Source organism: Microbispora amethystogenes (genome assembly GCF_016863015.1).
GTDB classification, from domain to species: Bacteria; Actinomycetota; Actinomycetes; order Streptosporangiales; family Streptosporangiaceae; genus Microbispora; species Microbispora amethystogenes.
This window is the reverse complement of sequence record NZ_BOOB01000018.1, coordinates 239,952-253,056: the sequence shown is the minus strand read 5'-3', so window position 1 is coordinate 253,056 and position 13,105 is coordinate 239,952. Positions and strand designations below refer to the sequence as shown.

The window sequence follows — 13,105 nt, the reverse complement described above, 5'->3', positions numbered from 1 at the left end:
AAGCTCGGTTGGTTACGGCCGAGAAGCTGACCAGAAGATGCAGAATTGGGGCAGTGAACTCAGCTTCGCCTCACTGCCCCGGCTGATCGCCGCCGCGCTCGACGACGTCCGCGACATGGACGCCCGCACGACGAGGGCGTACGAACTGGCCAGGGAGCAGGGGTGGAACGTCATGACCGGAGCCCCGGGCGCGCTCAGGCCGGTCTTCGCCCGCCCCCGGTCGTACGGCTGGACTGGGAGGCGACCGGGCAGAGCGGCGACCAGGGGCGACGTGACGCCGAGACGCTGACCGCCGCCCTCGCGGCCAAGAACCCCGAGGAAGCGATGAGGATGCAGCAGTGAGAGCATCGTGGGCGACGACCGCACTTCTCCTATCCCTGACGTTCACACTGGCGGCCTGCACGAGAGAACAAAAGCCCCCCAAGTCAGTGGACGACGAGGTACATCGGCGTGACCAGGCGCTCGTGGCGGTGGTGCAGTGCCTTGTGGACCACGACAGGATCCCCCGCTCTGACCTCAGCGGCCAGCCCTGGCTGGTACAAGACAAGGTTCGTGGAAGCGCGGAACTGGTCGAGTGGCTGAGCGTCCACCGCGAGACGGTTTACGAGGGGAAGACGCTGCACGCGTGGGAGGACGAGGCGACGGCGGCGTGGCCGGGGTGGAAGTGCCCGTTCTGATGCCGCACCGCCGTCACGCGGCACGGTAGGAGCGCGGCGCGGCGGGAGCGCTGTGCGGCACGAGCGCGGCGGGAGCGCGGCGGGAGCGCGGCGGGAGCGCGGCGGGAGCGCGGCGTCGTATGTTCCGGCTGTGGGAGCTACCTCAGGAGGGGGACGCCCAGCCGGGTGGGACTCCTGGGGGGAGTGTTCTGCGGCGGCTTGGGGAGCCCTGGCCGGACTCTCCCGGCTCCTTGGCTCCCGGCCACGCCTTGGCGACCCGGGCGGCGAGCACGAAGTCCTTGCGCAGCGGATGGCCCTCGAAGCCGTCCGGCAGCAGCAGTGGGCTCAGGTCCGGATGGCCGTCGAACACCACGCCGAACATCTCGTACGTCTCGCGCTCGTGCCAGTTCGCGCCGCGGAAGACGCCCGTCGCGGTCGGCAGGCGGGGGTCGGCGTGCGGCACCCGGGTGCGCAGGAGCAGGTGCGCGAACGCGACGGGGTCGAACACGTGGGCCACGATGCCGAACGCCTCCGGCGGCTCGTCCACGGCGGTCAGCCAGTCGAAGAACGCGAACCCGGCCGAGCGCGCGGCCGTCAGCGCGTCGGTCCATTCGCCCGGCTCCACGTCGAGCACGGCCTGGCCGAAGGAGTCGCCCACGCGGGAGCCGTACGGCTCCGGCAGCGCGCTCATGACTCCGCGCCCGGGACGGAGCGGCCCGAGGCCGGGAGCGAACGGTCCGCGGCCGGGAGGGAGCGGTCCGCGGCCGACTCGGCGGCGATCTTCTCCTGCAGCTTCGTGATGCCGTGCAGCAGGGCCTCGGGACGCGGCGGGCAGCCCGGGACGTACACGTCCACCGGGATGATCTGGTCGACGCCCTTGGTCACGCAGTAGGAGTCCCAGTACGGCCCGCCCGAGTTGGAGCAGGCGCCGAACGAGATGACGTACTTGGGGTCGGGCATCTGCTCGTACAGCCGCAGCACGGCCGGGGCCATCTTGTCGGTGACCGTGCCCGACACGATCAGCAGGTCGGCGCGGCGGGGGCCGTCCGCGAACGGGCTGACCCCGTGGCGGATGAAGTCGTGCCTGCTCATCGACGTGGCGACGAACTCGATCGCGCAGCACGCCAGGCCGAAGTTGAACACCCAGAGGGAGTAACGGCGGCCCCAGTTCAGCACGAACCGCATCGGCTCGGGCAGCGGCCGCGTCACCGGGCCTGCCGTCGGCATCGGAAGATCGTTCACGGGCATGCGCTCACCGCCATGACCCCATTCTCCTCCGCCGGAGGGACCGGTCGCGTCCGGCCCGTGACCAGCCATGACCACGGCACATGAGCCGAAACATCCACTCTTACCGGCTCCCGGGTACCCCTGAATCCCGCCGGGCTCGATCTCAAGGGCTGAACGCTGACGGTCTCAGCCCGGCTCCCCGCATATAGTTGAGGATCGTGACCCGAACCATGCTCGTCGCCCGCTTGCACGTGGACCTGTGCCGGCTCGCGTCGGGCCTGTGTCGTCCAGACGGTTCGCGAGGCTGACGGTGCGCCACCCCGGCGGCCGGAGCACCCAGTCGAAACAGCCCGCATATGGCGGGCCGGCAAGTCCCGGTAGACAGCGCGTCAAGCGCGCACTACGGAGAAACCAGCCTGACCCCGATGGATCTAGCATGGACATGACATCGTGCCACAAGCAGACAGGCCTGGGCGCGTCAAGGAGGACTGAGGAGCTGTGACCAAGCAGGTTCAGCAGCTCGACCGCGTGATCATCCGGTTCGCGGGTGACTCCGGCGACGGAATGCAGCTCACCGGTGACCGGTTCACGGCGGAGACGGCCCAGTTCGGCAACGACCTGTCGACGCTTCCCAACTTCCCGGCGGAGATTCGCGCGCCCGCCGGCACCCTGCCCGGGGTGTCGAGCTTCCAGCTGCACTTCGCCGACCACGACATCCTGACCCCCGGCGACGCGCCCAACGTGCTCGTCGCGATGAACCCCGCCGCGTTGAAGGCGAACATCGGCGACCTGCCCCGCGGCGCCGACATCATCGCCAACACCGACGAGTTCACCAAGCGCAACCTGCAGAAGGTTGGCTACCCGGGCAACCCGCTCGAAGACGACTCGCTGAAGGAGTGGCGGCTCCACGCGGTGCCGCTGACCTCGCTGACCGTACGGGCGCTCGACGGCTTCGACATCTCGAAGAAGGACGCCGAGCGGGCCAAGAACATGTTCGCGCTCGGCCTGCTGTCGTGGATGTACAACCGGCCGACCGAGGGCACGATCAAGTTCCTGGAGTCCAAGTTCGCGCGGAAGCCCGAGATCGCCAAGGCGAACATCGCGGCCTTCCAGGCGGGCTGGAACTACGGCGAGACGACCGAGTCGTTCTCGGTCTCCTACGAGATCAAGCCGGCCACCCTCGCGCCGGGCGTCTACCGGAACATCTCCGGCAACCAGGCCCTGTCGTACGGGCTGATCGCGGGGGCGGTGCAGGCGAAGCTGCCGCTGTTCCTGGGCTCCTACCCGATCACCCCGGCCTCCGACATCCTGCACGAGCTGTCCAAGCACAAGCGGTTCGGCATCCGCACCTTCCAGGCCGAGGACGAGATCGCCGGGGTGGCCGCCGCTCTGGGCGCCTCGTTCGGCGGGTCGCTCGGCGTGACCACCACCTCGGGTCCCGGCGTCGCGCTGAAGGCCGAGACCGTGGGCCTCGCGGTGACCACCGAGCTGCCGCTGATCGTCGTGGACGTGCAGCGCGCCGGTCCCTCGACCGGCATGCCGACCAAGACCGAGCAGACCGACCTGCTGATGGCCATGTACGGCCGCAACGGTGAGTCGCCGGTGCCGGTCCTGGCCCCGGCGACGCCGTCGGACTGCTTCACGATGGCGGTGGAGGCGGCGCGCATCGCGGTGAAGTACCGCACGCCCGTGATGCTGCTGTCGGACGGCTACCTGGCCAACGGCTCGGAGCCGTGGCGGATCCCGGAGGTGTCGGAGCTTCCCGACATCACCGCGCCGTTCACGACCGAGCCCAACGGCGAGGACGGCACGTACCTCCCGTTCAAGCGTGACCCGGAGACCCTGGCCCGCCCCTGGGCCGTGCCCGGCACGCCCGGTCTGGAGCACCGGATCGGCGGCATCGAGAAGGCCGACGGCACCGGGAACATCTCCTACGACCCCGACAACCACGACCGGATGGTGCGGCTGCGCCAGGCCAAGATCGACGGCATCGACGTGCCCGACCTGACGGTCGACGACCCCGGCGGCGACGCCCGCGTGCTGGTGCTGGGCTGGGGCTCGACGTACGGGCCTATCGCGGCGGCGGCCCGGCGGGTGCGCGCGGCCGGGCACAAGGTGGCCCAGGCGCACCTGCGTCACCTGAACCCGCTGCCCGCCAACACCGGCGAGGTGCTGCGCTCCTACGACAAGGTGCTGCTGCCGGAGATCAACCTCGGGCAGCTCGCCATGCTGCTGCGGGCCCGCTTCCTGGTCGACGTGATCAGCTACAACCGCGTGCGGGGGCTCCCCTTCAAGGCCGAGGAGCTCGCCGCCGTCATCGGGGAAGTGATCGAAAGTGACTAGCGCTGAACTGCCCGCCTCCGGCAGGACCCCTCTCAACGGGGGCCTCAACGGCAAGGGCCTGGCCCTGATCCCGCGCACCGACGCCAAGCAGACCCTGAAGGACTTCAAGTCCGACCAGGAGGTGCGCTGGTGCCCGGGCTGCGGTGACTACGCCATCCTCGCCGCGGTGCAGAGCTTCCTGCCCGAGCTGGGGCTGCGCCGGGAGAACATCGTGTTCGTCTCCGGCATCGGCTGCTCCTCCCGCTTCCCGTACTACCTGAACACCTACGGCTTCCACTCGATCCACGGGCGCGCTCCGGCGATCGCGACCGGCCTGGCCGCCTCCCGGCCCGACCTGTCGGTGTGGGTCATCACGGGTGACGGCGACGCGCTGTCGATCGGCGGCAACCACCTCATCCACGCGCTGCGCCGCAACGTCAACCTGAACATCCTGCTGTTCAACAACAGGATCTACGGCCTGACCAAGGGGCAGTACTCCCCCACCTCCGAGATCGGCAAGATCACCAAGTCGACCCCGATGGGCTCGCTGGACAAGCCGTTCAACCCGATCTCGCTGGCGCTCGGGGCCGAGGCCGGGTTCGTCGCCCGGACCATGGACAGCGACCGCAAGCACCTGCAGGGCGTGCTGCGCCAGGCCGCCGAGCACCGCGGCGCCTCGCTGGTGGAGATCTACCAGAACTGCAACATCTTCAACGACGGGGCCTTCGACACGCTGAAGGACCCGGGCACCCGGGACGAGATCACCGTACGGCTGGAGCACGGTCAGCCGATCGTCTTCGGCACCGGCGAGAACGAGCGGGCCGTACGACTGTCGCCCACGGGCGGCGTCGAGGTGGTGCGCCGCGCCGAGGTGTCCGACGGGGAGATCCTGGTGCACGACGCCCACAACCCCGACCCGTCGCTCGCGTTCGCGCTCTCCCGGCTGGACGAGCCGGCGTTCGAGCACGTGCCGATGGGCGTCTTCCGCTCGGTCGACCGGCCTTCCTACGACCACCTGCTGAACGAGCAGGTGGCCACGGCCACGGCCGACAAGGGCGAGGGCAGCCTCGCCGACCTGCTCCACGGCGGGGACACCTGGACCATCGGCTGATCCTCCGGCCACCCGAAAATGGCTCTCCGCCCGGCCGGGCGGAGAGCCATTTTCGTGCGCAATGTTTTTCAAGATGCGCCTGCCCCAAAGGCCTGCCGCCCATTAATATTCAAATGCACTCGAACGGCATTCCGGAGGGACGATGGCGCAGTCGAACGCGCGGGTACAGGCGCGGATTCTGGTGTCCCGGCTGTTGACCCTGGTGCCGATCGGGCTGGTCATGCTGGTGCGGGAGCGTTATTCGACGGCAAAAGGCGGGCCGCGCTTTTTCTGGGAGCAGGTGGTGCGGGTCCTGCGGCACCGGCCGCTGACCCCGCTGGCCGACTTCACCCTTCCCGACAATCCGGTGATCCGGCTTTCCGCCGTGCGGTCCCGGCTCGCGCAACTGCTGTTCTGGTACGGCGAACGCGGCTACGAGGGCGCCGAGACCGAACAATGGCGGCGGCTCTGCGGGCGGGCCACCAGGATTCTCGAAGTCGGGGCCAACATCGGCTACTACACGGTGCAGGGCGCGCACGCCGCCGGGTCCGTCCCGTACACCGCCGTCGAGGCCAACCCCGAGTCCGCCGCCGTGCTGCGCGCCAACGTCGACCTCAACGGCCTGGCGAACGTCACCGTCGTCGAGGCCGCCGTGGTCGGCGATGACGCGCCCGCCACGATGCGTCTCCTGCTGCCCGACCGCGAGCGCTACACCGCGCCCACCGGCGCCTACCTGGCCAGCGGCACCGAGGGCATCAAGGACCGGCCGGCCACCCGGTACGTCGAGGTCCCGACCATCCCGATGAAGGACCTCGTCGAGGGCGTCGACCTGCTCAAGCTCGACATCGAGGGCTACGAGGCCGTCGTCCTGGAGGCCGTGTGGCCCCAGATCCTCGCCGCGCGGCCGACCATCGTCGTCGAGGTCCTCGCCGACGTCCCCCGGCTCCGCGCCCTCATCCGCGAGCTCCACTCCGGCGGCTACCAGGTGCACGCCATCGGCAGCGAGACCCTGCACGAGATCACCACGGCGGAGATCGAGTCGGAGGCGCCCCTGCCCCGCTACGGCTCCCGGGACATCATCCTGACGCCGGCCTGAGCCGCCTGCCGGGCGGCCTACGCCGACCGGAGCTTCTCGTAGTACGCGAGGCAGTCGTCGTAGCTCGGCAGCAGATGCCGCGCCCCCGCCTCCGCCAGCGTGGGCGCGACCGCGTCCTTCGGCGACAGGAGGGGGTCCAGCCCCTCCGGCCACGCGATGCCGAGCTCGGGGTCGAGCGGGTGGATCCCGTGCTCCCGCCCCGGAGCGTACGGCTGGGAGCACATGTAGGCGACCGTGGCCTCCTCGCTGAGCGCCAAGAAGGCGTGCCCCAGCCCTTCCGCGAGGTACACCCCCCGGCGGCTCACGTCGTCGAGCGGCACGCTCTGCCACTGGCCGAAGGCGGGCGAACCGACCCTCAGGTCGACCACGACGTCGAGGACGGCTCCCGCCACGCAGGTCACGTACTTGGCCTGGCCCACCGGCACCTCCGCGAAGTGGACGCCGCGCAGCACGCCCCGGCGGGAGACCGAGAGGTTGGCCTGGGCGAGCTCGAACCGGTACCCGAGCGCGGCGGTCAGGTCCTCCGCCCGGAACCACTCCAGGAACACCCCGCGGTCGTCCCGGTGGACGGCGGGGGTGAAGACGTACGCGTCGGGGATCTGCAGCTGTTCCATCTGCGGCACCTCGTGGTCGGTCGGAGACGGGAGGAAGACGGGGAAAGACGGGGGTAGGCGGAAGGCCCCGCCGTCGCCGGCGGGGCCTTCCTGGTCATCTCAGGAGACGTCGACCGTCTGGGTGGCGACGCTCGTGCGGTTGTCGGACCCGGTCACGGTCAGCGTGATCCGGTAGGTGCCCGGCTGGGCGTAGGTGTGCGACGCGGTCTGTCCCGTCTCCACCACACCGTCGCCGTAGCTCCATGTGTACGTGGAGATGGGCGCGGAACCGGCGGTCGACGCCGAGGCGTCCACCGCGCAGGTCAGCCCGGTGCAGCTGGGCGTGAACGCCGCGGTCGGCGCCGTGGCCGTGCTGGTCGCGACCAGATCGTCCACCGTGGTCACGACCGGCGCGTTCGTCGCGGTCCCGGACAGGAACGTGCCGAACCCGACGCCGCCCGCCGCCTGCAGACCGGCCGTCGAGTCGGTGGCGGTCACCTGCCAGGAGCCCGGTTCGGCGTCCGCGGCCCGCCAGACCTTGGCCTGGACGGTCGTGGGAGAGGTGCCGGCCACCTGGAGCCGGACCTTCAGCACCGTTCCGGCGCTGTAGGTGAGACCGGCCACCGTCTGCTCGGAGACGAGGGCCGTCTCCGCGTTGGCGGAGTCGGTGCGGCTCACCAGCAGGCCGATCCCGTTGGACGACAGCAGCCGCACCCGGGCGCGGTAGTCGCCCTGGCCGTTCACGCTGCGCCCGATGCCCCAGATGTAGATGCCGTTGCCGGTGCCGGGCTTGTCGGTCGTGACGGAGAACGTGGTGTCCGTCATCGTGCTGGACACGCCGTTCAGGTACGCCCGGCGGTTCGCGCTGGTCGAGGGCAGCGAGATCTGCGCCGCGCTGCCGTCCACCGCGAACGAGGAGGCCGCGCCGGAGAGCGAGTACGCCCCGCCGGTGTCGGCCGAGCCCAGCCCGCCGGAGACCGAACGCCCGAAGGCGTCCGACGCCAGCGCCGCCGGCGGGTTCGCCGGCGCCTGGGCGGTGACGGTGTCGGTGCGGATGCCCGTCGCGTTCTGGTCGTCGGTGACCGTCAGCTTGACCGGGTAGTCGCCGGCGGCCGGATAGGTGTGCGTCGGCGTCTTCCCGGTGCCCGTGGTGCCGTCGCCGAAGTCCCAGGCGTACGAGGCGATCGAGCCGTCGGTGTCGGCGGACGCCCCGGCGTCGAACGAGCACTCCAGCGCGGGGCAGGTCGCGGTGAACGAAGCGGTGGGCGGCTGGTTCGGCGGCCCGTTGCCCGAGCCCTTCTGCCAGTGTGTGGCGACCTGCGCGTCGGTGAGCACGCCGCCGTAGACGGCCACCTCGTCGATCTGCCCCGCGAAGTTGTTGCTGGTCGGCTGGTTCGGCCAGGAGTTGAGGTTGTCCCCGCCGACCCGCCAGTAGCCGGTGAAGTTCTCGGCGCCCGTCTGCGGGTTGGTCCCGGCGACGGTGCCGTCCACGTACAGCTTCATGCCGCCGGGGCCCTGGGTCGCCACCATGTGGTGCCACTGGCCGTTGTTGTAGGACCCGTTCGTGGTGATCACGTTGATGCTGCCGGTGTACGTGCCGAACACGAGCTTGCCGTCGTTCCGCATGTAGACGTGGCGGTCGTAGTTGGAGCTGGTTCCGGTGGCGGAGCCGCCCAGCCCGATCAGCTTGCCGCCGCGGTTCGTGGTCGTCTTGAACCACAGCTCCTCGGAGTAGGCCGTCGGGTTGGCGTACGTCGTCGTCGAGGCCACCCCGCCGTTGTTGAACGTCACCGCCTTGTTCGTCGTGCCGACGAGCGCGCCGGTCTGGCCGTAGCTCACGCCGCTGGCGGTGTAGGTGCCCGCGACGCCGCCCTTGCCCGAGTCGGCGGCCGCCGGGCCGCTCGTCTCGTTCAGGCGCCAGTAGAGCGCCGGCTCGTCGTTGTAGACGGCCTTGCCGTACGGGTCGGCCGGGGCGGGCGGGATCGGGCTGGTCCTGCCACTGGCCACGAAGTGGTCGATGACCTTGTCCTGCGGCAGCGCCGAGGGGTAGATCGCCACCTCGTCGATGTCGCCGTTCAGGTAGGAGCTCGTCGGCTGGTTCGTCCATCCGCTGAGGTTGTCGCCGCCGATGCGCCAGTATCCGTTGTACTGCTGGGCGCTGGTGGTGGCGGCGGACTGGGCGACGCGGCGGCCGTCGACGTACAGGGTCATGCCGGCGGTCTCGCTGAGGCTGGCCGCGATGTGGTGCCAGTTGCCGTCGTTGTAGCCCGTACCGGAGTTGATCGTGCGGACGGCGCCGGGGTGGACGCCGAAGAAGATCCGGCCGGAGTTGTCCATGTAGACGTGCCGGTCGTAGTTGCCGCTGTTGCCGGTGGCCGCGTTGCCGTAACCGACGATCTTGCCGCCCCTGTTCGTGGTCGTCTTGACCCACGCCTCGATGGTGAAGCTCGGCGTCGTGGGGGTCTGCGACTGGGTCACGCCGAACCCGTTCGACGTGCCGTCGAAGTGCGAGGCGGCGTCGGAGTCGCCGTTGACGGCCCCGGTCGCGCCGTGCGTCACCCCGGTCTTCTCGGTGACGTCGTTGAACGCCGCGTAGTCGTACGCGGTGGTGCCGCTCGCCTCACCGAGCCGCCAGTAGCTCGCGGGGTTGTCGGCGAGCACGGCGTCGGGGTAGGCGCTGGACCCTCCCGAGGTCGCGATGGTCACGGGATCGGAGGTGGCGCTGCCGACCGCGTTGCCCTGCGGGTCCCTCGCCCGGATCCGGTAGGTGTGCGTGGAGCCCGGTTCGAGGCCGGTGTCCTGGTAGCCCAGCGCGGGCAGCGTCCAGAAGTTCGACTTGGCGGTGACGGTCGCGATCGGCGTGCTGCCGCCGTCCCGCAGGATCTCGTAGTTCAGCTTCTCGTGGTCCTGGTCCCAGGTCGCCTTCCAGCTCACCCTGGCCGTGCCCGCGCGGAAGGAGACCGCGGTCGGGGTCAGGTCCGGGCCGGGAATGGGCGCGGCCTTCCGCGGCGCGATCGTCTTGATCGCGAACCGGGTGAGGCCCTGCTGGGGGTTGCCGTTGACGTAGGTGAACTCGCCGCCCATGGACAGGTACTGGGCGTTTCCGGTGAGCGACCAGCCGCCCTGGTTCATGCCGGTGTAACTGCCGGCGTTGATCGAGGGGAACCAGTGGAGCAGGCCCGGCACGGGCTGTCCGCTGTAGTTGCTGTTCTGTCCCGGCGGGGCCTGGTCGGTGCCGACCGGGTACGTCGTCTCGGCCAGCGCCCGGTGCCACGTCGTCGGGCTGCTCTCGGGGAACGCGCCGAGGGAGCTGCAGTCGTGCGCGTGGCCGACGCTGTAGAGCACCTGACCGGTCACGAAGACGCTGTACGTCGCGCCGTAGCAGTTGTCGAGCCAGATCAGGTCACCGGTGGTGGGGTCGGCCGCCCAGCGTCCGTCGAACCAGTGACCGCCCTCGCCGTCGTTGGCGCCGTAAATCACGGTGCCGTCGGTGGTGAGGTCGTCGACGTAGGAGAAGCCCCTGCCGTCGATGGCGGTGGGGGTGGGGCGGCTGCTCCACGGCAGCGAGGCGCCGGTGACCGGGTCGACGGCGGTGACGCCGACGCGCGCCTCCCCGTTGAAGTTCTGGAACTTGCCGCCCACGATGACCCGGCTCTGGTCCGGGGACACCAGCATGGCGCGGATCTCGTCGTCGGGCTCGATCGCCCAGTCCCGCAGGGCGCCGTTGCTCCGGGCCAGCGCGGCGGCACGGTTGCGCGAGTGGCCGTTGGCGTTGAAGAAGTTGCCGCCGACGTAGACGGTGCTGTCGGAGACCGTGATCGTCCACACGGTGTTGGAGATCGACGCGCTGAAGGCGGTGTCGACGGCCCCGGTGGCGGTGTTGAAGGCCACGAGGCGGTTGCGGGTCACCCCGTCGACGGTGGTGAAGTCGCCGCCGACGTAGATCCGCGAACCGTCCGGGGAGACGGCGATCGAGCGGGCCTGCGCGTTGAGCGTGTGGTTGAACGGCAGGAGGTTCCCCGTCGTGATGTCGTACGCGAGGATGTTGGCGCGGTTGACCTCCTGGGGGTCGCCGGCACTCGTGCCGGGTGGCCGGGCCTTGGAGAAACTGCCAACGGCGTAGACCATGTTGCCGACCGTGGCCTGCTTCCACACGACGCCGTTGATCTGCCACGTGGGCAGCGCGTCGGCCGTCACGGTCTCGGGTACGCCGGGTTCAGGGTCGATGTCGGCCGCGGCGACCCCGCTCTGGGCGAGGCCGAATCCGGCGACGATGAGGAGTGCGAGCGCAGAGCGCTTTAACAGGGGTAATTTGGAACGCACTTGTACCTACTTCGTCCCGTGCGCCCTTATGGGCTGCGTTACGAAATAGATCGTAATGGAACGGTCTAATGGCGACCGTAGATTGATTACCCGATTGGTTCCAATGCGATCACGATTAGGTCTAGTAAGGGGCTCCGGCCACGTTGCGCGCGCCCGCTTGGGTGCCCAGCCAGCCTGCGACGTCGGAGGGCAGCGCCGCACCGGCGGAAAGACCGGATTGGGCGTTTTCCGCCGGAACCTCCCGACCATGACCTTCTATTTGCGCCTGAATTCCCTTCAGGCTGGTGTACGTCCCGCCGCCCCGAGAACGATCAATCCACTTGATGAGCGACTCGCGGCTCTGACCCATGCGGATATAGACGTTGTAGTCCAGCGTGGCCATCTGCGCGGCCGTACGCCTGCCGGTCAGGTCCTGCACCGAGATCAGCGGCCCGGTGCCGCCTCCCTGGAGCACGTTGTTGCGCACCTCGACCCCGGAGACGTTCCACGGCATGTTCGGGTCGGCCTGCTCCCTGGCGCCGTCGATGATGTTGATCTGCGACTCGCCGTTGCGCAGCGCCGTGTTGTTCCACATGCGGACGTCGCTCGACTCGTTGACGTACAGCCCGTTCCTGCCGTTGTCGGCCGCGAAGTTCCCCACGAGGAGCCCGCGCGCCGAGATCTCGAAGTGGATGCCGTGCCCGGTGTTCTCCCAGGCCAGGTTGCGCGCGATCACGGCGTCGGACACGGACTCGTCGAGCCACAGGCCCGGCCCGCGGTTGCGCTGGGAGCGGTTGCCGATCAGCTGGAGACCCGACGAGGTGGTGATCTTCATGCCACCGGAGACGGGCGCCTGCTCGAAGCGCTCCCAGTTGTTGCCCTCCATCAGGTTGCCGGTCACGACCGCCCCCTGGGTGCGGTGCCCGTGCAGCCCGAGCTGGCCGTTGCGGAGGAAGGAGTTGTGCCGGACCACGATCCGGTCGCCCTTGATGCTGAGACCGGCGAGCGCCGTGTCGGCGAAGACGTCGTTCTCGAACCGCAGGTCGTTGCCGAACCCCTTCACCGCGCCGACCCGCTTGATCGGCGTCGCGTACCGGCGGAAGCCGATGCCGAGGACGGCCGAGCCGTGCGCCATGTTGAGGTAGAGCGCCTCGGCCAGCGTCGTCGCCCGCACGTCGCGCCCGGTGGGATCGGAGCCGAGATAGAGCGTGCCGCGGTTGTAGTCGACGGCGAACGTGCCCGCCACGACCTGGTCGCGGCCGGCCACCTGCCGCTGCTGGCGCCCGTCGACGAAGACCTGGTCGGGCCAGTTCGCCACCGGGTTCTCCGAGCCCACCATGTGCCAGGCCGGGCCGCCGCCCGCCGTCGGGTCGGTGTTGTCGAAACGGACGGTCCAGCCGTCCCTGCGCCAGATCGACCCGTCTCTGACCCAGCCGCTCACGGGCTCCGTGCCGTCGAACCACACGGCCTCGCGGGGGTACGCCTGAAGGGTGAGGCGCTTGCCGTACACCTCGACCGACTCGTGGTAGACGCCGCCGCGCAGCACGATCACCGCGCCCGCGGGCGCGGCCTTCACGGCGCGGCCGACGGTGCGCCAGGGCGCCGACTGGCTGCCGTTCGCGGCGTCGTTCCCCTGAGGGGAGACGAAGAAGGCTCCGGCGGGCACCGGATAGGCCGCCGTGCCGATGGGCAGGGGGCCCGCCGTACGCCAGCCCTCCACCTGCGCGGCCGCCTGCCGCGGCGCCACGGCCCCGACCGCGGTGACGATCGATACCACTACGGCGACGACTTTCATTCGGCACGCCTCCCTTCGGGGTTC

Annotated in this window: 11 protein-coding genes; 6 read left to right on the top strand and 5 right to left on the bottom strand. The window is 70.0% G+C overall.

What is annotated here, in order from left to right:
• Positions 1-289: hypothetical protein (locus tag Mam01_RS14760; protein WP_204285875.1), on the top strand; the 289-nt coding region annotated here is incomplete at its 5' end.
• A 49-nt stretch (positions 290-338) separates the two neighbouring features.
• A complete protein-coding gene (locus Mam01_RS14755) occupies positions 339-677 on the top strand; it encodes a hypothetical protein (protein WP_204285874.1) in 339 nt (112 codons plus the stop codon).
• Positions 678-819: 142 nt separating this feature from the next.
• On the opposite strand, the gene Mam01_RS14750 is transcribed toward Mam01_RS14755, so the two are convergent.
• Together Mam01_RS14750 and Mam01_RS14745 are read right to left on the bottom strand one after the other, a co-directional pair.
• Complete coding sequence (locus tag Mam01_RS14750; RefSeq protein ID WP_204285873.1) at positions 820-1,347, bottom strand: NADH-quinone oxidoreductase subunit C; 528 nt, start codon at positions 1,345-1,347, stop codon at positions 820-822.
• The gene (locus Mam01_RS14745) at positions 1,344-1,883 is read right to left on the bottom strand and encodes an NADH-quinone oxidoreductase subunit B (protein ID WP_307820051.1); all 540 of its coding nucleotides are present in this window, start codon (positions 1,881-1,883) and stop codon (positions 1,344-1,346) included. Before Mam01_RS14745 ends, Mam01_RS14750 begins: the two co-directional genes overlap by 4 nt.
• A 218-nt stretch (positions 1,884-2,101) precedes the next feature.
• On the opposite strand from Mam01_RS14745, the gene Mam01_RS37655 reads away from it, so the two are divergent.
• The 4 genes from Mam01_RS37655 (at position 2,102) to Mam01_RS14730 (ending at position 6,391) form a co-directional block, all read left to right on the top strand.
• Positions 2,102-2,191 carry a putative leader peptide gene (locus tag Mam01_RS37655; protein WP_359865535.1) on the top strand — a complete coding sequence of 30 codons (90 nt, stop codon included), beginning with the start codon at positions 2,102-2,104 and terminating at the stop codon, positions 2,189-2,191.
• A gap of 190 nt (positions 2,192-2,381) precedes the next feature.
• Complete coding sequence (locus Mam01_RS14740; protein WP_204285872.1) at positions 2,382-4,226, top strand: 2-oxoacid:acceptor oxidoreductase subunit alpha; 1,845 nt, start codon at positions 2,382-2,384, stop codon at positions 4,224-4,226.
• Complete coding sequence (locus Mam01_RS14735; protein ID WP_373868697.1) at positions 4,219-5,316, top strand: 2-oxoacid:ferredoxin oxidoreductase subunit beta; 1,098 nt, start codon at positions 4,219-4,221, stop codon at positions 5,314-5,316. The genes Mam01_RS14740 and Mam01_RS14735 overlap by 8 nt, the downstream gene beginning before the upstream one ends.
• Positions 5,317-5,458: 142 nt before the next feature.
• Positions 5,459-6,391 carry an FkbM family methyltransferase gene (locus Mam01_RS14730; protein ID WP_204285871.1) on the top strand — a complete coding sequence of 311 codons (933 nt, stop codon included), beginning with the start codon at positions 5,459-5,461 and terminating at the stop codon, positions 6,389-6,391.
• A 17-nt stretch (positions 6,392-6,408) separates the two neighbouring features.
• On the opposite strand, the gene rfbC is transcribed toward Mam01_RS14730, so the two are convergent.
• The 3 genes from rfbC to Mam01_RS14705 form a co-directional block, all read right to left on the bottom strand.
• Positions 6,409-7,005, bottom strand: coding sequence for a dTDP-4-dehydrorhamnose 3,5-epimerase (rfbC, locus tag Mam01_RS14725; RefSeq protein WP_204285870.1), 597 nt, complete (start codon positions 7,003-7,005; stop codon positions 6,409-6,411).
• 99 nt (positions 7,006-7,104) lie between these two features.
• Entirely contained in the window at positions 7,105-11,307 is a 4,203-nt protein-coding gene (locus Mam01_RS36660; RefSeq protein ID WP_239101306.1) for a LamG-like jellyroll fold domain-containing protein, read from the bottom strand.
• Between the two features lie 121 nt (positions 11,308-11,428).
• Positions 11,429-13,081, bottom strand: coding sequence for a right-handed parallel beta-helix repeat-containing protein (locus Mam01_RS14705; protein ID WP_204285869.1), 1,653 nt, complete (start codon positions 13,079-13,081; stop codon positions 11,429-11,431).
• Positions 13,082-13,105: the final 24 nt, after the last annotated feature.

Coding starts and splice junctions, on each gene's coding strand:
- rfbC (WP_204285870.1), bottom strand. CDS start 7,005: ATGGAACAGCTGCAGATCCCCGACGCGTACGTCTTCACCCCCGCCGTC.
- Mam01_RS14705 (WP_204285869.1), bottom strand. CDS start 13,081: ATGAAAGTCGTCGCCGTAGTGGTATCGATCGTCACCGCGGTCGGGGCC.
- Mam01_RS14750 (WP_204285873.1), bottom strand. CDS start 1,347: ATGAGCGCGCTGCCGGAGCCGTACGGCTCCCGCGTGGGCGACTCCTTC.
- Mam01_RS14745 (WP_307820051.1), bottom strand. CDS start 1,883: ATGCCGACGGCAGGCCCGGTGACGCGGCCGCTGCCCGAGCCGATGCGG.
- Mam01_RS14730 (WP_204285871.1), top strand. CDS start 5,459: ATGGCGCAGTCGAACGCGCGGGTACAGGCGCGGATTCTGGTGTCCCGG.